Below are 23,157 nucleotides of genomic sequence, written 5' to 3' on the forward strand. Positions count from 1 at the left end.
CCACCCTAACGGCGACCGGACGAGGGACGAAAACGCTCACTCCCACTCGATGGTGCCCGGCGGCTTGCTCGTGACGTCCAGGACGACGCGGTTGACCTCGTCGACCTCGTTGGTGATGCGGGTCGAGATCCGCTCGAGCAGCTCGTACGGCAGGCGGCTCCAGTCGGCCGTCATGGCGTCCTCGCTCGAGACGGGGCGCAGCACGATGGGGTGGCCGTAGGTGCGGCCATCGCCCTGGACGCCGACCGAGCGCACGTCGGCCAGCAGCACGACGGGGAACTGCCAGATCTCGTGGTCGAGGCCCGCCGCGGTGGTCTCCTCGCGCACGATGGCGTCGGCGCGGCGCAGGATCTGCAGGCGCTCCTCGCTGACGGCGCCGACGATGCGGATCGCCAGGCCGGGGCCGGGGAACGGGTGGCGCGAGACGATCGCCTCGGGGATGCCGAGCTCGCGGCCGACCTGGCGCACCTCGTCCTTGAACAGGGTGCGCAGCGGCTCGATCAGCGAGAACTCCAGGTCCTCGGGCAGGCCGCCGACGTTGTGGTGGCTCTTGATGTTGGCCGCGCCCTCGCCGCCGCCGGACTCGACGACGTCGGGGTAGAGCGTGCCCTGCACCAGGAACTTGACCGGCGCGCCCGGGGTGGCGAGCACCTCGCGCTCGGCGGCCTCGAACGTGCGGATGAACTCACGGCCGATGATCTTGCGCTTCTGCTCGGGGTCGGTGACCCCGTCGAGGAAGCCCAGGAACTGGTCCTTGGCGTCGACGACCTTCAGGTCGACGCCGGTGGCTGCGACGTAGTCCTTGCGGACCTGCTCGGCCTCGCCCTCGCGCAGCAGGCCGTGGTCGACGAAGACGGCGGTCAGCTGGTCGCCGATCGCCTTCTGCACGAGCGCGGTCGAGACGGCCGAGTCGACGCCGCCGGACAGGGCCGAGATGACGCGCGCGTCGCCGACCTGCTCGCGGATCAGCTCGACCTGCTCCTCGACGATGTTGGCGCTGGTCCAGGTGGGCTCGCAGCCGGCGATGCCGAACAGGAAGTGCTCGAGGATCTTCTGCCCGAACTGCGAGTGCATGACCTCGGGGTGCCACTGCACACCGGCCAGGCGCCGGTCGACGTTCTCGAAGGCGGCGACGGTGGCGCGGTCGCTCTTGGCGCTGAGGGTGAAGCCCTCCGGGGCCCGGACGACCTCGTCGCCGTGGGACATCCAGCTGACGAGGGTCTCGGGCAGGTCGGCCAGCAGGGTTCCGGGCTCGAGCACCGAGACGGCCGTGCGGCCGTACTCGCGCTGACCGGTGCGAGCGACCTCGCCGCCGAGGGCCTGAGCCATGGCCATGAATCCGTAGCAGATGCCGAAGACGGCCGTGCCGGAGTCGACCAGGCCGAGCGGCAGCTGCGGGGCGCCGGTCTCGTACACCGACGAGGGTCCGCCGGACAGGATGACGGCCTTCGGGTTCTTGGCCAGGATCTCCTCGGACGTCGCCGTGTGCGGCATGATCTCGGAGTAGACCTTCGCCTCACGCACGCGTCGCGCGATCAGCTGGGCGTACTGGGCACCGAAGTCGACGACGATGACGGTGTCGTGATGGGCTTCGGCAACGGACTCGGGAGTTTCGGCGGCCACCCCTTGAGTCTAGTGCCGCCCTCCGGACCGCCTGTAGGCACTTCGTCGGGCCGCCCCGGAGAGGGCCTCCGCGATGCGGTCAGACCTGCTCGCGGATCTCGCCGACGAGCTCCTCCAGCACGTCCTCGAGCATGACGACGCCGATGACGGTGCCGGTCTCGTCCGCCACGCGGGCCATGTGCGAGCCCTTGGCCTGCATCGTGCGCAGCGCGTCGTAGAGACCGCTGGACATCCGCACCGTCGACAGGGGCCGCAGCCACTTGTCGGCGATGGGCCGGTGCCGCGAGGCGTCCTCGGTCTCGAGCACGTCCTTGATGTGCAGGTAGCCGGTCAGCTCGCCGTCGGCGCCGGCGACCGGGAACCGCGAGTAGCCGGTGCGGGCGCACGCCTCCTCGACGTCGACGGGCGTCGACCCCGGAGCGATCGTCACCAGGCTGTCGCGGGGCAGCAGCACCTGGGACACCGTGCCCTCGTGGAAGTCCAGGGCACCGGTGACGAGGCCGTACTCGTCGTCGTCGAGCAGGCCCTCGCGGCGCGACTCCTCCAGCAGGCCGGCGACCTCGTCGTGGGTGAACGTCGAGTTGACCTCGTCCTTGGGCTCGATGCCGGCCAGGCGCACCGCGCCGTTGGCGATCGCGTTGAGCGACACCACCAGGGGCTTGAGCACCGCGATGACGCCCAGCATGAACGGACCCAGGATGAGGGCGGCCCGGTCGGGCGCCGCCAGCGCGAGGTTCTTGGGCACCATCTCGCCGTAGACGACGTGCAGGAAGACCACGAGGGTCAGCGCGATTGCGAACGAGATCGGGTGCACGAGCGCATCCGAGACCCCGAAGTACTCGAAGGCCGGCTCCAGCAGGTGCGCGATCGCGGGCTCGCTGATCGCGCCCAGGCCCAGCGAGCACATGGTGATGCCCAGCTGCGCCGCGGCCATCGCCAGCGTGACGTTCTCCATCGCCTTGAGCGCCAGCTTCGCGCTGCGCTTGCCGGCCTGGGCCTCGGGCTCGAGCTGCGTGCGCCGGGCCGAGATCAGGGCGAACTCCGCCGCCACGAACAGGGCGTTCAGCAGCAGCAGGACCAAGGTCAGCAGCAACGCCGGCCAGCCGCTCATCGGTCGGCCTCCTCGTCGTCGGCGTCGTCGATGGTCAGCGCGATGCGGTCGATCCGGCGACCATCGAGCCGCTCGACGCGCAGGCGCACGGTCAGGGGGACGGCGTCGTCCTCGTCGTTCTCGGGGGTGGAGTCGACCTGCAGCACCACGACGTCGTCGCGCACCGCCAGCCGGCCCAGACGCTCGAGCATGAGCCCGGCGATGGTCTCGTAGTCCTCACCCTCGGGCAGCGCGACGCCGGTCTGCTCGAAGACCTCGTCCGGGCGCAGCAGGCCCGACAGCGACCAGGTCCCGTCGCGGCGGTGGCGGCTCGAGTCGGACACGCGGTCGTGCTCGTCGGCGATGTCGCCGACGATCTCCTCGACCAGGTCCTCGAGGGTGACGATGCCGTCGGTGCCGCCGTACTCGTCCATGACGATCGCCATCTGGTTGTTCTGCTCGCGCAGCTGCACCAGGAGCGGATCGAGCTCGAGAGTGTCGGGCACCGTGGCGGCGCGCTCGGCGATCTCGGACAGCCGGACGCTGCGGCGCCGGTCGGGGTCGACCGCGACGGCCTGCTTGACGTGCACGACGCCCACGACGTCGTCGGGCGAGCGACCGATGACCGGGAACTTCGAGTGGCCGGTCTGGCGGGCCGCCTCGATCAGGTCCATCGCGGTGTCGCGCTCCTCGAGGAAGTGGACGCGCACGCGCGGGGTGCGCACGTCGGCGGCCGTGCGGTCACCGAAGGCGATGCTGCGGGCGACCAGATCGGCGGTCTCGTCGTCGATGGCGCCCTCGGAGGCCGAGCGCAGGACGAGGGAACGCAGCTCCAGCGGCGAACGGGCCGAGCGCAACTCCTCCTGCGGCTCGACACCCAGCCACAGCAACGTGCGGTTGGCCATGTTGTTCAGGCCGCGGATGGGCCACGCCATCGCCTTGGTGAAGGCGCGCTGCATCAACTGCGTGTACGCGGCCGTCTGCTGGGGCAGGGACAGCGCGAGGTTCTTGGGGATCAGCTCGCCGACCAGCATCGTCACGAAGGTGCTCAGGATCAGCGCGATCGCGTAGGACGCGGCATTGAGGCCGCCGCCGGACAGGCCGAACGAGGTCAGCGGGTCGTGCAGCAACCGGCCGATCGCGGGCTCGGCCAGGAAGCCGATCGCGAGGTTGGTGATCGTGATGCCCAGCTGGGCACCGCTCAACTGGGTCGAGAGGCTGTGAAGAGCCTTCGCCGTGCCTTGCGCGCCGCGGTCGCCCGCGGCAGCCTCGCGCTCGATCGTGGCACGATCGACGGTCACGAAGGAGAACTCCGCCGCGACGAACACCCCGCACGCGAGCATCAAGAGGAACGACGTGAACAGCAGAAGCCATTCGGTCACAGTGGCTGGGTCCTCGGATAGGGAGCGTGGACGTCCCACTCTAGCGCTGGGTTGCGAGCGGTATCCTTCTCGTCGTGCCCACGTACCAATACCGTTGCGCCGACTGTGGCGAGCAGCTCGAGGTCAAGCAGAGCTTCTCCGACGCCGCGCTGACGACGTGCCCGGCCTGCAGCGGTCAGCTGCGCAAGGTCTTCGGTGCCGCCGGCGTGGTCTTCAAGGGCTCGGGCTTCTACCGCAACGACAGCCGGGCGACCCCCGGCTCGTCGTCGGCCTCCTCCTCGTCGAGCTCGTCCTCGTCCTCCAGCTCCTCGAGCGGATCGACCGGCTCCGGCACCGCCTGACCCTGCTCCACGTCCCCGGTTGTGGACGAACCACGCCGCCGGCTCTGATCGTGCCTAGCCTCGCGGCATGGAATCGGTCGCTCGCTTCGTCCTGACCCATCGGCGCGTGCTCGCCGCGACCCTGGCCGGCCTGGCCGCGTGGTCCGCGATCACGGCGGTGACCCACTCCCCCGACACCCGTGCCGTCGTCGTCGCGGCTCGAGACCTCGGCGGTGGCGCCATCGTGCGGGCGGCGGACCTGCAGGTCCGCCGGATCCCCGACCAGTCCGTCCCCGACGGCGTCCTCTCCGGCGGCGACGTCACCGGACGCGCTCTCTCGGGGGCGATGCGTGCGGGCGAGATCTTCACCGACCGGCGCGTCGTCGACCCGCGTGACCTCGGCGACGGACGAGTCCTGGCCACCGTCGAGGTTCCGGCCGCCACCGGAGAGCTGTTGCGCGCCGGGGACGCCGTCGACCTGCTGGCGGTGGGCGACGAGGGCGACGCGCACCCCGTCGCCGACGGCGTCGAGGTGGTCACCGTCCGCACGGACGCCGAGCGCGAGACGGCCGTCGTGGGCGTGGCCGCCGCGCCCGCCGTGGCCACGAAGGTGGCTCGTGCCTCGGTCACGTCACGGCTCGCCGCCGTCGTGGTGGCTCGTCAGGAGCGGTGACGGGGGCCTACTGTCGAGAGGTCAGCCCGACCATCGAAGGAGCGACCATGCTTCAAGGTTTCAAGGACTTCCTGCTGCGAGGCAACATCGTCGACCTCGCCGTCGCCGTCGTCATCGGCACCGCGTTCACCGCCCTGGTCAGCACCTTCACGGGCGCGATCATCGAGCCGATCATCAACTCGTTCGGTGGAACCAACGTCGACGGACTCTCCTACCAGCTGGTCGACGGCAACGACGCGACGGTCATCGACTTCGCCGCCGTGATCAACGCGATCATCACGTTCCTCATCACCGCCGCGGTGGTCTACTTCATCTTCGTCGTGCCCTCGAAGAAGCTGATGGAGCGCCTCGCCAAGGGTGAGGAGGAGGAGCCGGAGGGTCCCAGCGAGGACATCCTGCTGCTGCGCGAGATCCGCGACGCGCTCGGCGGCCGCGCCGACCAGCGCGGCTCGACGCCGGGGGTCGACCCCACGCTCTGAGGCTCAGTCCTTGCCGTGGTGCGGGGGCACGTCCCGGCGCAGCTCGTCGTCACGCGTCGAGCCGCCGCGGTCGTCGCCCCAGCCCTCGGAGCGCTCGTCGCGGGTGGTCGAGGGCAGCAGGTCGCCCAGCAGCCGGGCCGCGCGCTCGCGGCGGGCTCGCTTGGCGGCCTCCTCGCGCTCCTCAGCCGGCACGGAACCAGTCCGGGGTCAGGGTCGGCCGGCTGGGCTTCCAGCCGGTGCGGTCCATGAACAGCTGCGACGTGACGCGCTGTGAGCGCGCCAGCAGCTCGAGCTTGTCGGCCGTGACGCTGAACAGCCAGCGACGGAAGAACCGGCCCCGGCTGTGGCCCGCGACCCGGGCGATCGAATCGACGTACTCGCGGCGCTTGAGCGGCTCGGCACCGACGTTGTAGGCGCCACTGGGAGCGCCCAGGGCGGCGACCGCCGACGTGCCGATGTCGAGGGGATGCACGACGTGCATCCAGGAGTCGGGATCGCCCAGACCGATCGGGAGGCGCTTGCGGGCGCGCTGCACGAGGAACTGCGAGTTCGGGTCGTCGCCGCAGATCAGGCCGTAGCGCAGGCGCACGGCGACCCCGCCGGCCTCCTCGACCCGCTGGGCGTGGTGCTCGGCGACCGTGAGCGGCTCGCTGACCATCGTCACGTCGATCGGGCCGGACTCGTCGATCCACTCCTCGCCGCGCGCGGCGTAGATGAGGCTCAGGCTCTGCTGGATCATCAGCCCGGCGCCGCACTCGATCGCCGCGTCGGCCACCACGCGGGCTCCGATCGTGCGGATGCGGTTGATCTGGTTGAGCGAGCCGGGCAGCATCGCGGCCGCCCCGACGGGGACGCGCGTGGCGAAGTTGATCACCGCGTCACAGCCGCGCATCGCCCGCAGCACCGAGGCGCGATCGAGGACGTCGCCCTGGATGGCCGTGGCTCCGGTCGACTGCACCAGACGGGCGGCCGTGGGCGAGCGAACGAGTCCGACGACTTCGTGCCCGGCGTTATGCAGGGCCGGGATCGTCGCCCGGCCCATCACGCCATTGGCACCCGTCAGCAGGATTCGCACCCGCCGAGTCTACGGCGGTTATCCGAATCGTGAGACGGCCGCGCCTGCCGCGTGCGCCACACCCGGCGAGTCGACCCATGACGCAGGCCCGGCGGGCCGCTCATGGAAAGATGGACCGGTGCGCCCCCGTAGCTCAGGGGATAGAGCAACGGTTTCCTAAACCGCAGGTCGGAGGTTCGAATCCTCTCGGGGGCACCCACGCATCGTGTGTCAGGGGACGAGCACGGTCTTCCCCCGGTGGGTCGCGGCGCGCAGGGCCCGGACCGCCTCGGCCGTCGGGCCCGGGGTGAGCCGATTCTCCGTGGGGGACCAGGTGTTCGGACCGGGTCGCGGAACCTGGGACCCCGGTCTCACGGCGTGCAGAACGGGGAATGCCGCGCCGGAGCGCCCATGGGGAACGGGACCTCCGGCGCGGCACCTTCACGCCGCCTTGGGGGAAGAACGGCGTGGTGTTGGGTGCAGACACCCCCGTGGCTTCCGAGCGACCCGGGAGAAAAGAAGGCCGCTCTCCGCCACAACAGTCACAACATTCACACGTGTCCCACCGTAAACACAAGTCCCTGCCCGCTTGGTGAACCGGCGGACGCCGGAAGCACTGGGAACATGCGGTTTCGACTCAGGAGTCCTCGTCCCGGCGCACCTCGATGCTCAGCTGATCGGCGTCCAGCCGGGCGAGCATCCGGCGCAGCGCGGCACTGCTGTAGGTGCCGTCCGTGCGCTCGTGCAGCAGCACCTCCCGCTGGCGCTTGATGATGCGCAGGCGCAGGTCGTTGATGACGTCACGGTCGTACGGCTCGTCCTCGGACCGCTGGGTGATCCGGTCGCGCAGGCTCCTCAGCTGCGGCGACAGGTCCGCGTCGTCCATGACGTCGCGAGCCGTCCCGAGCATGAGGGCGTCGAGCCGCTCCCACTCGTCGGCGTCCTCCGGCTCGCTGCCGGCCAGGCCGAGCAGCCGCACGAGCATGCCGAGCGTGCCGCCCTGCACGATCAGGGACGCCAGCGCCACGAAGAACGCCACCAGCACCAGCAGCGAGCGGCCCTCCGTGTCCGTCGGCAACGTCTGCGCCGCGGCCAGGGTGACGACGCCGCGCATGCCGGCCCAGATCAGCACGACGCCCTCGCGGCGGCCGAAGCGGTACGTCTCGTAGAAGTCGACGTCGGCCGAGGCCCGCCGCAACCGCCGGCGGTGCTGGGCGGCGCGCGGGTGCCGGCTCTTCTCGACCTTCGAGGCCCACTCGTCGATCGCCTCGCGCACCTGCGGCGACCGCCGCTCACGGCGCTGCTCCATGATCACGATGACGGCCGTGTACACGGCACGGATGGCCAGGACCACCACCAGACCCGCGGCCGCGAGCCCCACCGCCCGGAGCACGCCGCCGTCCGTGGTCTCCTCGACGTCCTCGATCAGGGCCGAGACCTCCAGGCCCATGATCAGGAAGATCACGCCCTCCACGAGCAGCTCGATCGTGCGCCAGTTCTGGCGATCGGACAGTCGCTGCTGCGGCCCGAGTCGCGACGCCTGCCGCCGTCCCGTGACCAGGCCGGCCGTCACGGCCGCGACCAGCCCGGACGCGCCGAGGTGCTCTGCGGGCAGGAACGCCAGGAAGGGCACGGTGAAGGAGATCGCCGTCGTGACGGCGGGATCGGCCAGCCGCGCCCGCAGGAGCAGCACGAGCGTCCCGACCGCCCAGCCGATCCCCACGGCGCCGACGACGGCCCACACGAAGTCGCCGAGCACCCCGCTGACGCTGACGCCGGCGCCCGTCGCCGCCACGGCGGACCGGAGCACGACCAGCGCGGTGGCGTCGTTCAGCAGGCTCTCGCCCTCCAGCACCGTGACGACGCGCGCGGGCACCCCGAGTCGCCGTGCGATCGACGTGGCCACCGCGTCGGTGGGGCTGACGATGGCGCCCAGCGCGACGGCCATCGGGTAGTCGATGCCGTCGATCAGCAGGACGAACACGCCACCGAGGGCCAGCGAGCTGACGACCACCAGCAGGACCGACAATCCGCTGATCGTCCGGAAGTCGCGCCGGAAGTCCATCGTCGGCATGTTGACCGCGGTGGAGTAGAGCAGCGGCGGCAACAACCCGGCCAGGATCAGCTCGGGATCGAGCACGAAGTCCGGGGTGAACGGGAGCAGGCTGACGATCATGCCCAGCGCCAGCAGCACGAGCGGAGCCGCCGTGCCGATCCGCGGAGCGAGGACCGAGGCTGCCGTGATCGCCACGACGACGAGCACGGCGATCTGGATCGACTCCATGGCCGCCAGCGTAGGCCCGGGGCCGAGCGTCAGCCCAGCATGTCGCGCACGAGCGGCGCCACCTCGGCGCCGTACAGCTCGATGCTGCGCATCAGCTGCTCGTGCGGCATCGCGCCGTTGGCGTACTTCAGGTCGAAGCGGCTGACGCCCAGCGCCTGCATGTTGGTGGCGATCTTGCGGGCCACCGTCTCGGGCGAGCCGACGTGGAGCGCGCCCTCGGGGCTGGCGTCGCGCTCGAACTGGATCCGGGTGGTGGGAGGCCAGCCGCGCTCACGGCCGATGCGGTCACGCTGGGCCTGGAAGTGGCCGAAGAGCTCGTCGCGCGCCTGCTCGTCGGTCGGCGCCACATGGCCCGGCGAGTGCATGCCGATCGGCAGCGGATCGGCGCCCTCGGCGGCCAGCAGGTCGCGGTAGTAGTTCGCCAGCGGCACGAACTGCGCGGGCGGCCCGCCGATGATCGCGAGCATGAGCGGCAGGCGGTAGTGCGCCGCCCGCACGACCGACTGCGGCGTGCCGCCGACGCCGATCCAGACCTTGAGCCGTCCCGACTCGGTGGGCGGGTAGACGCGCTGGTCCGTCAGCGGCGGGCGGATCGTGCCCGACCACGTCACCGGCTCCTCGGCCAGCAGCGCCGTGAACAGGTCGAGCTTCTCGGCGAACAGGCGCTCGTAGTCGGCCAGCTCGAAGCCGAACAGCGGGAAGGACTCGGTGAACGACCCCCGGCCGAGGATGACCTCGGCGCGACCGGTCGAGAGCGCGTCGAGGGTCGAGAAGCGCTCGAAGACCCGGATCGGGTCGTCGGAGCTGAGCACCGTCACGGCCGAGCCCAGACGGATCCGCTCGGTGCGCGAGGCGATCGCCGCCAGAACGACGTCCGGGGCGGTGATCGCGAAGTCGTCGCGGTGGTGCTCGCCCAGTCCGATGAAGCTGAGCCCCACCTGGTCGGCGAGCACGGCCTGGTCGACGACCTGCCGCAGCACGACCGCGTGGTGCAGCGGGGCTCCGTCGGGGCCGACGGTGACGTCACCGAAGGTGTCCAGGCCCAGCTCGACGGCCGCGGGATCGATGCTCGTGGTCATCGCCCCAGCCTAGTGCCGGGCCACTGCCCGACTCAGCGCCAGCGGCGGATGCTGTAGACCAGCAGCGCCAGCGCGATGAGGTCCGAGAACCAGATGCCGATCGCGCCGACCCAGCCGGCGGCGGGCAGCTGGGGGCCGAAGCCGACGCCGAGGATCTCGAACTCGGGGATCTCGGGCGAGAGGAACCAGACCAGTCCCACGGCAGCGACCCAGATGATGCCCAGGATGCTGACCAGGATGCGCGGAATGGTGGCGACGCCGTACTTGGCGGCCTCCATGGCCTTCTCCTCGAGCGGCTCGACGAGCCGGTCGGCCCACGTGTAGTGGCGGGCCAGCAGGACGATGCCACCGAACATCCCGAGCAGGCCGGGACCGGGCATGACCAGCATGACGATGCCCAGGACGACCAGGGTCCAGCCCAGCGCCTCGGAGCCCGTGCGCTGGAACCAGCCCCGCACGCGTGCGCCGAACGTCATGGCGCAAGCATGCCAGTCGAGCCGCAGCCCCAGTCCCGGCCAGGACGGGTGCGACTCACCGCGAGACGAAGATGTGAGCGGCGGCCTCGGCGTCGATCTCGGCCGTCTCGGACTGACGCGCGACGACGAGCCCGTCATGGCCACGCGAGGCCAGGACGTCGTTGCCCGGCAGCGCGCCGACGCGGCGCAGCACCGACATGACCTCGGTGTCCTTCTGCAGCTCCTCGGCGATCCGGCGCACGACCACGCGCACCGGCTCCTCGCCGATCGCGGCGGTCAGCAGCGACTGCACGCCGTCGAGGAACTCGATGGGGGTGCCGTCCTGGCCCAGCTCGCCCAGGCCGGGGATCGGGTTGCCGTACGGCGACTCGGTCGGGTGGCCCAGCAGCTCGATGAGCCGGCGCTCGACCTGCTCGGACATCACGTGCTCCCAGCGACACGCCTCCTCGTGGACGTACTCGATCTCCAGACCGATGACGTCGGTGAGCAGACGCTCGGCGAGCCGGTGCTTGCGCATGACCCGGATGGCCAGCGATCGGCCCCGCTCGGAGAGCTCGAGGTGACGGTCGCCCTCGACCGTCAGCAGTCCGTCGCGCTCCATGCGCGCCACCGTCTGGCTGACCGTCGGGCCGCTCTGGTGGAGTCGTTCGGCGATCCGCGCGCGCAGCGGGATGATCCCCTCCTCCTCCAGCTCGAAGATGGTCCTCAGGTACATCTCGGTGGTGTCGATGAGCTCGCTCACGCGGCCATTGTTCCATGCTGGGACCAATCCCAGGTCCGCCGACCTGCGGCCCGCTCACCCGCGCGAGAGGATGCACGCATGCCCGTCGCGCTGATGTGGTTCCGCGCCGACCTGCGGTTGCGCGATCACCTGGCGTTGCAGGCGGCCGTCGCCGCGGGCGCGGACGGCGTCGTGCCCGTGTTCGTCCTCGACGACCACCTCGACGTGACGAGGATGCCGGTGCGCGGCGCCTACCTGGCGCGGCTGCTCGCGGAGCTCGACGAGCGGATCGGCGGGCTGCACCTCGTCCGGGGCCGGCCGGAGGTCGAGATCCCCCGGCTGGCGCGGCAGACCGGCACCTCGAGCGTGCACGTGACTGCCGCCCACACCCCCTACGGGCTGCGCCGCGACCAGGCGGTCGCCGAGGCTCTCGGTGACGTCCCGCTCGTGCGCACGGGCTCGGGCTACGCCGTGGATCCGGGCACGATCAGGAAGTCCGACGGCACGGCCTATCGCGTCTTCACTCCCTTCTTCCGGTCGTGGCAGGGCCACGGTGCCGCACCGCCGGCGGAGGCGGTGGATCCCGCGACCGTGCCGTGGCTGCGGCCCGCCGGCGGCACCGCCCTGCCGGAGGTCGATCCGCCGGCCGGCGTGACGCTCCCGCCCGTCGGGGAGCCCGCCGCCCTCGAGCACTGGACCCGATGGCTCGACGACCATGTCGACGCCTACGCGGCGGAGCGCGACCGGCCGGACCTCGACACGACCTCGAGGATGTCGGTGCACCTGAAGTGGGGCACGGTGCATCCACGCACCCTGCTGGCCGACCTGGCCGAGCGCGGCACCGACGGCGCACGTGCCTACGAGCGGCAGCTGGCCTTCCGCGAGTTCTACGCCGACGTGCTGCACGAGCGGCCGGACACGGCCCACGGCTACTACGACCGCCGCTACGAGCAGATGCAGTACGACGAGCCCGCGGGCGACTTCGAGGCGTGGAAGCAGGGCCGCACCGGCTTTCCGTTCATCGACGCCGGGATGCGCCAGCTGCTCGCCGAGGGGTGGATGCACAACCGGCTGCGGATGGCGGTGGCCAGCTTCCTGGTCAAGGACCTGCACCTGGAGTGGACGCACGGCGCCGACTGGTTCCTCGAACGGCTCGTCGACGCCGACCTGGCGAGCAACCAGCACGGCTGGCAGTGGGTCGCGGGCTGCGGCACGGACGCCGCTCCCTACTTCCGCGTCTTCAACCCGGTCGGCCAGGGGCGTCGCCTCGACCCCGACGGGACCTACGTCCGGCGCTGGGTTCCCGAGCTGCGCGACGTGCCGGGTGCGGCCGTCCACGAGCCCTGGACCCTCGACGCGCCGCCGGCCGACTATCCCCCGCCGCTGGTCGACCACGCCCAGGAGCGCGCCGAGGCACTGCGCCGGCACGCCGACCTCGGGCGATAGCGTCGACGCATGGTCACCATCGCGCGCCAGTTCAACGGTCCCCCCGACTCCGGCAACGGCGGTTGGGTCAGCGGTCTGGTCGCCGAGGCGTGGCTCGGTCAGGGTCACGAGGGCCCGACGACGTCGCGCCTGCGGATGCCCCCGCCGCTGGAGACTCCCCTGGCCTGGGAGCACGACACCGACGAGACCCGTCTGATGACCCACGGCGGCGCCGTCGTGGGCACCGCGGGTCCCGGCGCGTTCACCCGTGAGCCGCCCCCGTTCGCCGACGCCGAGACGGTCGCGTCCGGGCTCAAGGCCTACCCCGGCTTCACGACGCACCCGTTCGACCAGTGCTTCACGTGCGGCACCGCGCGCGGCGAGGGGGACGGCCTGCGGATCTTCAGCGGCCCGGTGGGCGACGACCTGACCGCTGCGCCCTGGCACGTGCACGAGTCGTTCGCCGGCGCCGACGGCACGGTCGGCACGCCGATCGCATGGGCCGCCCTGGACTGCCCCGGCGGATGGGCAGCCGACTTCTCGGCGCAGCCGATGGTGCTCGGCACGATGACGGCCGAGGTGTACGCCTCCCCCGTCGCCGGCCGGACCTATCACGCCGTCGGGCACCTGGCCCGCCACGAGGGCCGCAAGTTCTTCACCGGCACCGCGCTCTACACGCCCGAGGGCGAGCTCGTCGGCCGCTCCGAGCAGGTCTGGATCCAGATCGACCTGGCCACGTTCGGCAGCTGACCCGTCCCTCCCCCCTCCCCAGATTTGCTCCCCTCCCGACGTTTCACTGCTCCTGAAAGGGAGAAACAGGAGCAAATCTGGGAGGTCAGGGGGTCGGATGACGGCCGTCGTAGGCGAGGAACCTACGGCGCAGGGTCACCGAGAGCAGCACGCCGGCGATGCACAGCCCGCCGCCGACGACCATCGCCCACGGCGCCCCGGTGAGCTCGGCCAGCGAGCCGATCATGAAGTCGCCCAGGCGCGGCCCGCCGGCGACGACGACGATGAACAGGCCCTGCATGCGCCCGCGCATCTGGTCGGGGGCCGCCGTCTGCAGGATCGTCGAGCGGTAGGCCGCGCTGATCATGTCGGCGGCGCCGGACAGCGCCAGGCACGTCACCGCGAGCCAGAGCAGTCCGGGCAGGCCGATCGCCGAGAAGCCCGCCGCCGCGACGCTCGCCCCGTAGACGACGATCGCCACCACGATCGCGATCCCGTGCCGGTGCACCCGGCTGACCCAGCCCGAGACCACGAACGCCGCCAGCGACCCGATCGCCGGGGAGGCCTGCAAGAGGCCGAGGGACGACGCGCCCGCGTCACCGCTCTGTGACGTGGCGTAGACCGTGGCGGCCAGCGCCGGGAACAGGGCGCGCGGCTGCGCGAACACCATGGCGCACAGGTCGACGACGAACGACATCGCGATGTTGGGCGCGGTGCGCAGGAAGCGCAGCCCTTCGACGACCGATCGCAGGCCGGGCACCGGCATCGGCGTCGCCGGCGGCAGCGCGGGCAGGCGCAGGACCGAGTAGAGCGCCGCGACGTAGAGCAGCGCGTCGACGACATAGGCCGCCTCGACACCGCGCCAGGCGATCAGGACGCCGCCGAGCAGCGGGCCGACCGTGAACGACAGGTTGGTGGCGGCCATCCCCAGCGCATTGGCCGCCGGCAGCAGGTGCGCCGGCAGCAGCTGCGGCAGCATCGCGGCGCGGGCCGGGTTGTTGACCGCGAAGAACAGGGCCTGCACCGCGACGACGCCGTAGAGGAAGCCCACCGACTCCAGACCCGCGACGCTGTGGGCCACGAGCGCGATCGAGGAGATCCACAGCCCCATCGCCGACGCGAGCGCCACCGTGCGCCGGTCGAAGGCGTCCACGAGCGCCCCTCCGTACAGCCCGCCGATCACCAGCGGCAGCAGGCCCGCCAGCCCGACCAGGCCGACCGAGAACGACGACTCGGTCAGCAGCCAGACCTCCCACGCGATCGCGACGACCGACATCTGCTGGCCGAAGCCCGAGACCGCCTGCCCGATCCACAGCCTCCGGTAGGCGGCCGAGGCGCGCAGGGGGCGCAGGTCGGTCAACACGTTCCGCACCGCAGCAGCCTAGGGGCGACCCTGCGTGACGGCCCGTCGTGTCCACGTCAGGGGGCGAGCCGGTCCCGCTCCCACCCGTCGCCGGACCGGGTGAACCGGATCCGGTCGTGCAGCCGGTTCTCGCGGCCGTGCCAGAACTCGATGACCTCGGGGAGGATCCGGTAGCCACCCCATCCGTCGGGACGCCGCTCGGCCGCTCCGGCCGCCTCAGCCTCGGCCCAGCGGCGCTCCAGCTCGTCACGGCCGGTCACCACCTGCGACTGGGGCGACGAGGCGGCGCTGATCCGCGCGCCCTCCGGCCGGGCCAGGAAGTACGCGTCCGACTCGGCCGGATCGAGACGCTCGACGGGACCCTCGATCCGCACCTGGCGCTGCAGCGGATGCCAGAGCAATGCGGCTGCGGCCCGCGGGTTCTCGGCCAGCTCACGGCCCTTGCGCGACTCGTAGTTGGTGAAGAAGACGGCCCCGTGCACGTCCAGCCCCTTGAGCAGGACGATCCGCACCGAGGGCGCGGCGTCCGCCGTCGCGGTGGCCACCGCCATCGCGTTCGGCTCGTGCACGCCGGCCGCCACCACCTCGGCGAGCCACGTCTGGGCGAGGGCGATCGGATCGTCCCCGGCGTCCTCGTCGGCCAGCCCGCTGCGCGCGTACTCGGTCCGCATCCGGGCCAGCTCGTCGTCCGCCATGGGTCCACGGTAGCCAGCACGAGGCCGCAGCGGGCCGTGCTACCGGCCGGTAGGGTGACCGCCCTGCTCCGAACCTGTGAGGCGCAGGGCACTATGGGGGCATGACTCAAGTGCACCACGGATTGGAAGGCGTCGTAGCGTTCGAGAGCGAGATCGCCGAACCCGACAAAGAAGGATCCGCACTCCGGTACCGCGGCGTCGACATCGACGACCTGGTCGGCCGGGTGCCGTTCGAGAAGATCTGGGGCCTGCTGGTCGACGGATCCTACGATCCCGGCCTGCCGCCGGCCGAGCCGTACCCCATCCCCGTGCACTCCGGCGACATCCGCGCCGACGTCCAGAGCGCGATCGCGCAGATGGCTCCCGTGTGGGGCCTGCGTCAGCTCTATGACATCCAGACCCCCGAAGAGGTGCGTGACGACCTCGCCCGCACCGCCGTCATGGTGCTCTCCTACGTGGCCCAGGCCGCGCGTGGCCTCGGCAAGCCGATGGTGCCCCAGGCCGAGATCGACAAGTGCGACACCATCGTCGAGCGGATGCTGACCCGCTGGCGCGGTGAGGTCAACCCCGACCACGCCAAGGCCATCGACGCCTACCTCGTGTCGGCCGCCGAGCACGGCATGAACGCCTCCACCTTCACCGCCCGCGTCATCGCCTCCACCGGCGCCGACGTGGCCGCCGCCCTGTCCGGTGCGGTCGGCGCGATGTCGGGCCCGCTGCACGGCGGCGCCCCCTCGCGCGTCCTGCACATGATCGAGCAGGTCGAGAAGACCGGCGACGCCACCGCGTACGTCAAGCAGCTCCTCGACTCGGGCGAGCGCCTGATGGGCTTCGGCCACCGCGTCTACCGCGCCGAGGACCCCCGCGCCCGCACGCTGCGCCGCACGGCCAAGGAGCTCAACGCTCCCCGCGCCGAGGTCGCCGAGGCGCTCGAGCAGGCCGCTCTGAAGGAGCTGCGCGAGCGTCGTCCTGACCGCGTCCTCGAGACGAACGTCGAGTTCTGGGCCGCGATCGTGCTGGACTTCGCTGAGATCCCCTCGAACATGTTCACCGCGATGTTCACGTCGGCCCGCACGGCCGGCTGGAGCGCGCACATCCTCGAGCAGTACAAGACCGGTCGCCTGATCCGCCCCTCGGCCATCTACACCGGCCCCGAGTCGCGCAAGGCCGACGAGGTCGACGGCTGGAACCCGGCCTGGGCCACGTCCAAGGCCTGAGCACCGCAGCACGACACAGCGGCCCCCGACCTCGGTCGGGGGCCGCTGTCGTGTGCGGGGAGGTCAGGCCGGCGGCGTGCCGCGCTCGGCCTCGGTGAAGACGGCGTCGATGACCCGGTCGGACGCGTGCCCGTCCTCGAGGCTGCCGAAGCGCTCGCGGAACGCGGCGAGCCGATCGGCGTAGCGGGTCTCGAGGTCCGTCAGGTTCGCCACGGCGTCGATGACCTCGTCGCTCGTGCGGACCACGGGTCCGGGGGCGATCTCCTCGAGGTCGACGTAGAAGCCGCGCAGGTCGTCGCGGTAGTGCTCGAGGTCGTACACGTAGGAGATGATCGGCCGCTGCCGCTGCGCGTAGTCGAACATGATCGACGAGTAGTCCGTGATGAGCGCGTCGGCCACCAGCAGCAGGTCCTGGGTGTCGGGGTACTTCGAGACGTTGACGATGCTCTCGTCGAGGTCCTTGGGCCAGGTGAACTTCACCAGCGGGTGCAGGCGCACCAGCAGTGTCACGTTCGAGCCCAGCTTCTCGGCGAACCGGCCCAGGTCCAGGGCCATGTCGTGTGCCCAGGCGCCCTTCGCGCCGGCGGCGCGGCCGTCGTCGCGGAAGGTCGGCGCGTAGAGCACGACCGTGCGGTCCTCGGCCAGGCCGAGACGCAGTCGGGTCTCGCGGGCGCGGCGGCGGCCCACCTCGGTGTGGAACACGTCGTTGCCCGGGTAGCCCGACTCGATGATCGGCCCGGTGAAGCCGAACGCGCTGCGGAACGCCGCGGTGGCGTACTCGCTCGGCGACACCAGCGACGACCAGCGCTCGACCAGCTCCTGGGCCTTCTGGTGGTAGTCGTCCGCGCGGCCGTGCATGACCGGGACGTCGTTCTGCATCCGCTTCAGCGGGGTGCCGTGCCACGTCTGCAGGTAGTACGTGCCGCGCGGCCGCTGGCACAGGTCGTGCACGTTCTGGTTGAACACCCAGTAGCGGGCCCGCGACATCGTCCAGAAGTACCGCGGCGTCAGGCGGAAGACCTTGTGGGCGCCCGGCGGGACGCGCAGCGTGGAGTTGTTGACGTACCAGAGCTCGAGCGGAGTGCCCCGCTCGTGCAGGCGCTCGAAGAGGGCCCGCGGACTGCCGCCGTAGGCGTTGCCGCGATCGCTCTCGAAGACCGCGACGTCCCGGCGCGGCAGCAGGCTGCCGAAGCGGAACATCCAGCCCATCACGCGGTAGTAGTGCGGGCCGGCCCGGAACCGCAGGAAGGCGTCGCGCACCCCGCGTCGGTTCCGCAGCCGCAGCAGGCGCGTGGACAGGCCGTCGGCGGTGCGCACCATCTCGTAGTTGCGCTCGCAGTAGCCGTTCGGAGGCAGCTCGAGGTACTTGGCGGCCCGGCGGGCGTACTGCTCGTCCATCACGAAGCCGCCGCCGGCGGACCGGGCGACCTCGGCGGCGAGGTCGGCGGCGCGGTGCGCGATCGGTCCGGGCAGCTCGGTCGCCGCGTCGATGAAGGGCGTCCGGGCGCCGGTCAGGACCGCGTCGTCGAACCGGAAGAAGAACACCGGCCGACGCAGGAACGCCGCGTCCCACGCCACGCTGGAATAGTCGGTGACCAGGGCCGCGCTGGTGCGGATCAGCTCCTGCACGTCGGCGTCGCGGGGCGCGATCGTGATGCCCTCGAGGTGCAGCTCGTCGACGACGGCCCGCAGGTTCGGGTGCATGACCATGAGGATCTCGACGCCCTCGGCGCGCAGCCGCTGGATCTGGGGGTCGCCCAGGAACTCGGTCCAGTGCGCGAGGTACGCGCTCTGCAGCACGCTCTCGCGGCTGGACAGCCAGTCGCGCCAGGTCGGCATCACGAGCAGCCGCCGCTGCACCGTCGGCTCGCCGGCGAACAGCGTGTCGTACCGGGCGAAGCCGGTGACCTTGACCTGCGACGGGAAGTAGTCGAGGTCCTCGATGAAGATCTGCTTCTCGGCCGCGGAGTTCACGACGGCGCGGTCAGCGGGCATCTCCTGCATGTGCAGGCGGCCGTAGTTGAGCCGCACGTTCTTCATGCCGGTGACGCCGTGCTGCAGGAAGACCCGCAGACCCTGGGCGTGCCGCGCCAGCCTGGCCGAGCGTGAGGCGTGCAGGTACTCGGCGTGGTGGCTGCCGACGAACCGCGACGCGAGGACGGTGTAGCGGATGTGGTCGCGCGACCGGGCCGTGACCACGTTGCCGAAGGGCTCGACCTTGGCGCGGTCGGGCGAATCGGCGTCGATGACGTAGTAGGCGCGGCGGCGGGGCTGGTTCGTGCGGATCCAGCGGAACAGCGCGAAGCCGTTGTCCTGGGCCTTGTACGGCACCTCGCCGACCAGCCAGATGCCCGAGAACGGCCGGATCGGGGCCAGCAGCCAGGCCCAGCGCACGAGTCGGCGCAGGTAGGCGTGGTTGGCGACCGTGAACCGCTCGGACCAGAACGCCAGCCGCTTGGCGCGGAACGTCAGGTACGGCACCCACTGGTCGACGTGGGCGCCGCCGCGGGTGGGCACGGGCAGGTCGCGCAGCCGGGTTCTGGCGAAGCTCTTCTCGGCGAAGGGCACGCGCACCGGCAGGTCGAAGCCGTCGAGGTCGAGCACCAGGTGCGGGTCGATGACACCCTCGCCCTCCTCGTCGGCGACCGCGTCCGGCTGGACGTCGAACGAGACCCGGTACTCGTACAGGCCGTACGCGGCCGTGGCGTCGCGCGGCTCGACCGTGACGGGGATCTCCTGCGTGGTGCCCGAGAAGCGCCACACCAGGGCGAGGTGCATCGAGCGCACCGGGCGCGAGAACGTCTTGAGGTCGAAGTCGGCGCTGATCCCGTGCGGACCGACCTCGAGGCGACGCCCCTCGACCTCGAAGCGGCGGATCGGCTCGAATGCGTACCGGACCGACACGTTGCCCTGGTCGGTGACGTGCGACCACGCGTGGACCTCCTCGCCGAACGGCGACGAGGCGCCGACGAGGTCGATCCGGTCCATCGCCGCCGACGTGTCGGTGCGGTCGAACCGGCCCAGTCGCAGCTCGCTGCGCCGGGCGCCGATGCCCTCGACCTCGACGAAGAGGTCGAACCGGCCGGCGGCGCGGCCTCCCGCCTCCCACAGCTCGGCGGGGTCGAGGGAGAAGGAGAAGCGTCGGTCGGGCGCCTGCTCGAGCCGCAGGCAGACCTGGCCGAGCCGGCTCGCGGGCCGGACCACCAGGGCGACGACGCGCACCGGGTCACGGAACTCGCCGGTGTAGACGATCCGGCCGTCCTCGTGGCGCACGACGAGCTCGGCGTGGGGGCGCTGCGTCGGGGCCTGGCCCCGGGCGCGGCGGATGCGCTCCTTGACGCTCTCGGGGACCATCGCCGCGACGCGACGACGCACTCGATCCACGTCAGGCATGCTCTCCTCGGTTCCCGTCGACTTCGCTGGCACGCGAAAGCCGAGTCTAGTGGGGTCGACCAGGGCAGCGCCGTGCGCCCGCCATGGACCGCGGACGCGACATTGGGGGCGGGACCGTATCGTGGTGCGGTGCCCGCCAGCCCGCCCCGTGACCGGTTCCGTGCCGAGATCGCGGCTCTGCGAGCCTGCGCCGTGCTGCTCGTCGTGCTGTACCACCTGTGGCCCGGACGGCTGCCCGGCGGTTACATCGGCGTCGACGTCTTCTTCGTGATCTCCGGCTTCCTCATCACCGGGCACCTGCTGCGCGAGACGGCCGACACGGGCCGGATCGACCTGGCCCGCTTCTGGGCCCGCCGGGCCCGCCGCCTGCTGCCGGCCGCGTACCTGGTGCTGGCGACCTCAGCCCTCGCCGTCTGGCTCTGGATGCCGCTGGCGACATGGCGCCAGAACTTCACCGAGGTCATCGCGTCGGCGCTGTACGTCCAGAACTGGGCCCTCGCCGCGGACTCGGTGGACTACCTCGCGGCGGACGCCGACCCGACCGCCGTGCAGCACTACTGGACGCTCTCGATCGAGGAGCAGTTCTACCTGGTCTGGCCGCTGCTGGTCCTGCTGGCCACCGTGCTGGCCGTCCGGCTGGGCCGCTCGCACCGGCTCATGGTCGGCATCGTCCTGGGCACCGCCACCGTCGCGAGCCTGGCCTACTCGCTGTGGATCACCCAGGCCAATCCCCCGGCCGCCTACTTCGTCACGCCCGCGCGCGCCTGGCAGTTCGGGGCGGGCGCCCTGCTGGCGCTGGTCATGGGCAGCGCCACCGTGAAGCGCGGCGGCCCCACGTTCCTGCTCTCGTGGGCCGGCTTCCTCACCCTCGCCTGGTGCGGCCTGAACTACGACGAGACGACTCCGTTCCCCGGCACCGCGGCGATCCTGCCCGTCGTCGCGACCCTCGCGGTGATCTGGGCCGGCGAGCCGACCGGCCGCCTCTCCCCCACGCCCCTCATGCGCTGGCGCGGCACCCACACCCTCGGCGAGATCTCGTACTCGATGTACCTGTGGCACTGGCCGCCGATCGTGATCCTGCCGTACGTCCTGGGCCACGAGCTCGGCTTCGGCCCCCGCGTCGGGATCCTCGTGTTCACGATCGCGGCCGCCTGGGCGACCAAGCGCTGGGTCGAGGACCCGGTCCGCTTCACGCATCGCTTCGGACTGCGCAAGCCCGCGATCACCGGTCTGGCCACGCTCGGCGGTGCCGCCGTGCTGGTCTCGGGCTGCCTCGTCGGCCACCAGACCGCCGTCGCCGCCGAGGAGCGCGCGGGCCGGGTCGCCGAGAAGCTCGTCGAGGACGCGCCCCCGTGCTTCGGCGCCGCGGCGCGCGATCCCGAGAAGCCGTGCCACAACCCCGAGCTCGACGACCAGCTCGTGCCCAGCCCCGAGGCCGTCGCCGAGGACTACGCCTCGGGCTACCCGGGCTGCTTCGCCGGCGTCCACGACACCGAGCTGAACGACTGCACGTTCGGCGACCTCTCGGACACGTCGCTGCCCCACGTGACGCTGCTGGGCGACTCCCACGCCCGCTCGTTCCTGCCCGCCCTGGTGCGGATGGCCGACCAGAAGCTCATCACCCTGTCGGCCCAGCTCAAGAGCAGCTGCGCCTGGACCCGCGACGAGATCGAGCACGAGGACCCGCTGCGCGTCAGCACCTGCCAGGAATGGAAGGACAACCTCCAGACCTGGCTGCTGGAGCGGGCCCCGCAGACGGACCTGATCCTCACGACCGGCTACGCCAAGATGCTCACGGGCTCCCAGCAGGAGCGCGTCGAGAGCATGGAGGCCGTCTGGCGCCCCGTCCTGGACCAGGGCGTCCGGATCGTGGCGATCCGCGACAACCCGCGGCTGCCGAAGTCCCCGCAGAAGTGCCTCTCGCAGCTCGACGAGATCACGCCCGACGCGTGCGCCGTCGACCGCGACAAGGCACTGGGACACTTCGACGCGTTCCTCGCGACCGGCAAGCACATCGACGGCGCCCAGGCGTTGGACCTGAGCGAGTTCTACTGCGATCGCGAGACCTGCCCGGCCATCATCGGCGGGGTCAACGTCTACCGCGACATCACGCACCTGAGCGTCACCTACGTGCGCACCATGACGCCGTACGTTTACCGCCGGCTGGTCGGCATGGGCGCCCTGCCGCGACCGTCCTGACCTCGAAGGGCCCCCACACAGAACTGCCGCGTCGTCGGATCACCCCCCCGAGGTGATGCGACGACGCGGCAGTCGTATGTCGACACTAGCCCATGCAGGTAGTCCTTTGGAACTATTCGCCTGGTTCTTTCAGCGTCTCATCGCGATGGTCAGCCGAGCGTGACGAGCTGGGTGACGTCGTCACTGGGCAGCGAGTCGGCCACGGCGGTGACGTTCATGCGGTTCAGATTGACGGCGGCGTGGTGCTGCGAGAGGAAGGCCGTCTCGGACGCGTCCATCCCCGTCGCGATGCGCAGCATCGTCTCGCGCGGGGCGAGGGACGTCGCGTCGACGACGTGCCAGTCGCCCTCGACGTAGGCCTCGGCGACCGCGTGGAAGTCCATCGGCTGCAGCCCCGGCGCATAGACCGAGACCAGCCGCGCGGGCACGTCGTGCGCGCGCAGCAGGGCGATCACCAGGTGGGCGAAGTCCCGGCACACGCCCTGACGCTTCAGCATCGTCTGGACGGCGCCGTCCGTGGGCTGGCTGCTGCCGGTCACGTAGGACAGCTGGGTCCCCACCCAGGACGTCACCGCGTCGAGCAGCGGCTTGCCGGACAGGCCCTTGAACTCGGCGCGCGAGATCGCGAACAACGAGTCGGACTCGGCGTAGCGGCTCGGCCGGCGGTACTCGATGATGTCGAGCTCCTCGGTGACGATCGGGCGGGCGCGCCCCTCGACGACCGCCTCGTAGTCGATCGTGATCGGTCCGGGAGGCGCGTCGATCCGGTGCAGGCGGGTCTCGTGTCGCCCGGCGATCTCGCGCGCGACCAGCTCCTCGCCGTTCTGGACGACCGTGAGAGTCTCGCCCTGGGTCGCGATGTTGCCGGCCACGGCGATGGACAGCACGAGGTCGGCTCGGTCGAAGGCGTGCAGTTCGAGATGGGCGGAGACGGTGCGCTTCACCGGTCCATGCT

Annotated in this window: 20 protein-coding genes and 1 tRNA gene; 8 read left to right on the plus strand and 13 right to left on the minus strand. The window is 71.4% G+C overall.

Going from position 1 to position 23,157, the window contains the following annotated elements; all coding sequences use genetic code 11:
* Positions 1 to 36: 36 nt before the first annotated feature.
* The 3 genes from guaA to NP095_RS12920 form a co-directional block, all read right to left on the minus strand.
* Positions 37 to 1,623 carry a glutamine-hydrolyzing GMP synthase gene (gene guaA, locus NP095_RS12910; RefSeq protein ID WP_232419324.1) on the minus strand — a complete coding sequence of 529 codons (1,587 nt, stop codon included), beginning with the start codon at positions 1,621 to 1,623 and terminating at the stop codon, positions 37 to 39.
* Between the two features lie 79 nt (positions 1,624 to 1,702).
* On the minus strand, positions 1,703 to 2,734 hold the full coding sequence (locus tag NP095_RS12915; protein WP_232419318.1) for a hemolysin family protein: 1,032 nt from the start codon (positions 2,732 to 2,734) through the stop codon (positions 1,703 to 1,705).
* Positions 2,731 to 4,095 (minus strand): hemolysin family protein, encoded by a 1,365-nt coding sequence (locus tag NP095_RS12920; RefSeq protein ID WP_232419316.1) that lies wholly within the window; start codon positions 4,093 to 4,095, stop codon positions 2,731 to 2,733. The genes NP095_RS12915 and NP095_RS12920 overlap by 4 nt, the downstream gene beginning before the upstream one ends.
* 74 nt (positions 4,096 to 4,169) lie before the next feature.
* On the opposite strand from NP095_RS12920, the gene NP095_RS12925 reads away from it, so the two are divergent.
* The 3 genes from NP095_RS12925 to mscL all read left to right on the plus strand — a co-directional run bounded on the left by NP095_RS12925 (position 4,170) and on the right by mscL (position 5,567).
* Entirely contained in the window at positions 4,170 to 4,436 is a 267-nt protein-coding gene (locus NP095_RS12925; protein WP_232419314.1) for an FmdB family zinc ribbon protein, read from the plus strand.
* A gap of 67 nt (positions 4,437 to 4,503) precedes the next feature.
* Positions 4,504 to 5,088 carry an SAF domain-containing protein gene (locus tag NP095_RS12930; RefSeq protein WP_232419312.1) on the plus strand — a complete coding sequence of 195 codons (585 nt, stop codon included), beginning with the start codon at positions 4,504 to 4,506 and terminating at the stop codon, positions 5,086 to 5,088.
* A 47-nt stretch (positions 5,089 to 5,135) separates the two neighbouring features.
* Positions 5,136 to 5,567, plus strand: coding sequence for a large conductance mechanosensitive channel protein MscL (mscL, locus tag NP095_RS12935; RefSeq protein WP_232419311.1), 432 nt, complete (start codon positions 5,136 to 5,138; stop codon positions 5,565 to 5,567).
* Between the two features lie 3 nt (positions 5,568 to 5,570).
* Here mscL and NP095_RS12940 read toward each other — a convergent pair whose 3' ends face one another.
* Together NP095_RS12940 and NP095_RS12945 are read right to left on the minus strand one after the other, a co-directional pair.
* Positions 5,571 to 5,759, minus strand: coding sequence for a hypothetical protein (locus NP095_RS12940; protein WP_232419303.1), 189 nt, complete (start codon positions 5,757 to 5,759; stop codon positions 5,571 to 5,573).
* Positions 5,749 to 6,642 (minus strand): NAD-dependent epimerase/dehydratase family protein, encoded by an 894-nt coding sequence (locus NP095_RS12945; protein WP_232419301.1) that lies wholly within the window; start codon positions 6,640 to 6,642, stop codon positions 5,749 to 5,751. Before NP095_RS12945 ends, NP095_RS12940 begins: the two co-directional genes overlap by 11 nt.
* A gap of 122 nt (positions 6,643 to 6,764) precedes the next feature.
* Here NP095_RS12945 and NP095_RS12950 point away from each other — a divergent pair.
* Positions 6,765 to 6,837, plus strand: a tRNA-Arg gene (locus NP095_RS12950).
* A 421-nt stretch (positions 6,838 to 7,258) separates the two neighbouring features.
* On the opposite strand, the gene NP095_RS12955 is transcribed toward NP095_RS12950, so the two are convergent.
* From NP095_RS12955 to NP095_RS12970, 4 genes are read right to left on the minus strand one after another with little or no spacing between them, the layout of a single operon-like run.
* Positions 7,259 to 8,905, minus strand: a complete 1,647-nt coding sequence (locus NP095_RS12955) for a cation:proton antiporter (protein ID WP_232419299.1) — start codon at positions 8,903 to 8,905, stop codon at positions 7,259 to 7,261.
* Between the two features lie 29 nt (positions 8,906 to 8,934).
* Entirely contained in the window at positions 8,935 to 9,984 is a 1,050-nt protein-coding gene (locus NP095_RS12960; protein ID WP_232419288.1) for an LLM class flavin-dependent oxidoreductase, read from the minus strand.
* Positions 9,985 to 10,016: 32 nt separating this feature from the next.
* Positions 10,017 to 10,460, minus strand: a complete 444-nt coding sequence (locus tag NP095_RS12965) for a PGPGW domain-containing protein (protein WP_232419287.1) — start codon at positions 10,458 to 10,460, stop codon at positions 10,017 to 10,019.
* Positions 10,461 to 10,515: 55 nt separating this feature from the next.
* Positions 10,516 to 11,202, minus strand: coding sequence for a metal-dependent transcriptional regulator (locus tag NP095_RS12970; RefSeq protein WP_232419285.1), 687 nt, complete (start codon positions 11,200 to 11,202; stop codon positions 10,516 to 10,518).
* 78 nt (positions 11,203 to 11,280) lie between these two features.
* Between NP095_RS12970 and NP095_RS12975 the strand changes: the two genes are divergently transcribed.
* Together NP095_RS12975 and NP095_RS12980 are read left to right on the plus strand one after the other, a co-directional pair.
* Positions 11,281 to 12,627, plus strand: a complete 1,347-nt coding sequence (locus NP095_RS12975) for a cryptochrome/photolyase family protein (RefSeq protein ID WP_232419283.1) — start codon at positions 11,281 to 11,283, stop codon at positions 12,625 to 12,627.
* 9 nt (positions 12,628 to 12,636) lie between these two features.
* The gene (locus NP095_RS12980; protein WP_232419281.1) at positions 12,637 to 13,356 is read left to right on the plus strand and encodes a hypothetical protein; all 720 of its coding nucleotides are present in this window, start codon (positions 12,637 to 12,639) and stop codon (positions 13,354 to 13,356) included.
* A gap of 85 nt (positions 13,357 to 13,441) precedes the next feature.
* Here the strand turns inward: NP095_RS12980 and NP095_RS12985 are convergent, their stop codons facing one another.
* The gene (locus tag NP095_RS12985) at positions 13,442 to 14,707 is read right to left on the minus strand and encodes an MFS transporter (RefSeq protein WP_232419279.1); all 1,266 of its coding nucleotides are present in this window, start codon (positions 14,705 to 14,707) and stop codon (positions 13,442 to 13,444) included.
* Positions 14,708 to 14,754: 47 nt separating this feature from the next.
* A complete protein-coding gene (gene pdxH, locus NP095_RS12990; RefSeq protein ID WP_232419278.1) occupies positions 14,755 to 15,393 on the minus strand; it encodes a pyridoxamine 5'-phosphate oxidase in 639 nt (212 codons plus the stop codon).
* A 101-nt stretch (positions 15,394 to 15,494) separates the two neighbouring features.
* Here pdxH and NP095_RS12995 point away from each other — a divergent pair, with 101 nt between their 5' ends.
* Complete coding sequence (locus NP095_RS12995; RefSeq protein WP_232419276.1) at positions 15,495 to 16,610, plus strand: citrate synthase 2; 1,116 nt, start codon at positions 15,495 to 15,497, stop codon at positions 16,608 to 16,610.
* Positions 16,611 to 16,673: 63 nt separating this feature from the next.
* Here NP095_RS12995 and NP095_RS13000 read toward each other — a convergent pair whose 3' ends face one another.
* The gene (locus tag NP095_RS13000; RefSeq protein WP_232419275.1) at positions 16,674 to 20,003 is read right to left on the minus strand and encodes a CDP-glycerol glycerophosphotransferase family protein; all 3,330 of its coding nucleotides are present in this window, start codon (positions 20,001 to 20,003) and stop codon (positions 16,674 to 16,676) included.
* 129 nt (positions 20,004 to 20,132) lie between these two features.
* Here NP095_RS13000 and NP095_RS13005 point away from each other — a divergent pair, with 129 nt between their 5' ends.
* Complete coding sequence (locus tag NP095_RS13005; protein WP_232419272.1) at positions 20,133 to 22,202, plus strand: acyltransferase family protein; 2,070 nt, start codon at positions 20,133 to 20,135, stop codon at positions 22,200 to 22,202.
* 149 nt (positions 22,203 to 22,351) lie between these two features.
* Here the strand turns inward: NP095_RS13005 and NP095_RS13010 are convergent, their stop codons facing one another.
* Positions 22,352 to 23,146 carry a transglutaminase-like domain-containing protein gene (locus tag NP095_RS13010; RefSeq protein ID WP_232419270.1) on the minus strand — a complete coding sequence of 265 codons (795 nt, stop codon included), beginning with the start codon at positions 23,144 to 23,146 and terminating at the stop codon, positions 22,352 to 22,354.
* Positions 23,147 to 23,157: the final 11 nt, after the last annotated feature.

Origin of the sequence: Aeromicrobium duanguangcaii (genome assembly GCF_024508295.1) — a bacterium.
In the GTDB taxonomy this organism is placed as follows: domain Bacteria; phylum Actinomycetota; class Actinomycetes; order Propionibacteriales; family Nocardioidaceae; genus Aeromicrobium; species Aeromicrobium duanguangcaii.

Coding starts and splice junctions, on each gene's coding strand:
- NP095_RS12930 (WP_232419312.1), top strand. CDS start 4,504: ATGGAATCGGTCGCTCGCTTCGTCCTGACCCATCGGCGCGTGCTCGCC.
- NP095_RS12960 (WP_232419288.1), bottom strand. CDS start 9,984: ATGACCACGAGCATCGATCCCGCGGCCGTCGAGCTGGGCCTGGACACC.
- mscL (WP_232419311.1), top strand. CDS start 5,136: ATGCTTCAAGGTTTCAAGGACTTCCTGCTGCGAGGCAACATCGTCGAC.
- pdxH (WP_232419278.1), bottom strand. CDS start 15,393: ATGGCGGACGACGAGCTGGCCCGGATGCGGACCGAGTACGCGCGCAGC.
- NP095_RS12955 (WP_232419299.1), bottom strand. CDS start 8,905: ATGGAGTCGATCCAGATCGCCGTGCTCGTCGTCGTGGCGATCACGGCA.
- NP095_RS12975 (WP_232419283.1), top strand. CDS start 11,281: ATGCCCGTCGCGCTGATGTGGTTCCGCGCCGACCTGCGGTTGCGCGAT.
- NP095_RS12915 (WP_232419318.1), bottom strand. CDS start 2,734: ATGAGCGGCTGGCCGGCGTTGCTGCTGACCTTGGTCCTGCTGCTGCTG.
- NP095_RS13000 (WP_232419275.1), bottom strand. CDS start 20,003: ATGCCTGACGTGGATCGAGTGCGTCGTCGCGTCGCGGCGATGGTCCCC.
- NP095_RS12965 (WP_232419287.1), bottom strand. CDS start 10,460: ATGACGTTCGGCGCACGCGTGCGGGGCTGGTTCCAGCGCACGGGCTCC.
- NP095_RS12980 (WP_232419281.1), top strand. CDS start 12,637: ATGGTCACCATCGCGCGCCAGTTCAACGGTCCCCCCGACTCCGGCAAC.
- NP095_RS12995 (WP_232419276.1), top strand. CDS start 15,495: ATGACTCAAGTGCACCACGGATTGGAAGGCGTCGTAGCGTTCGAGAGC.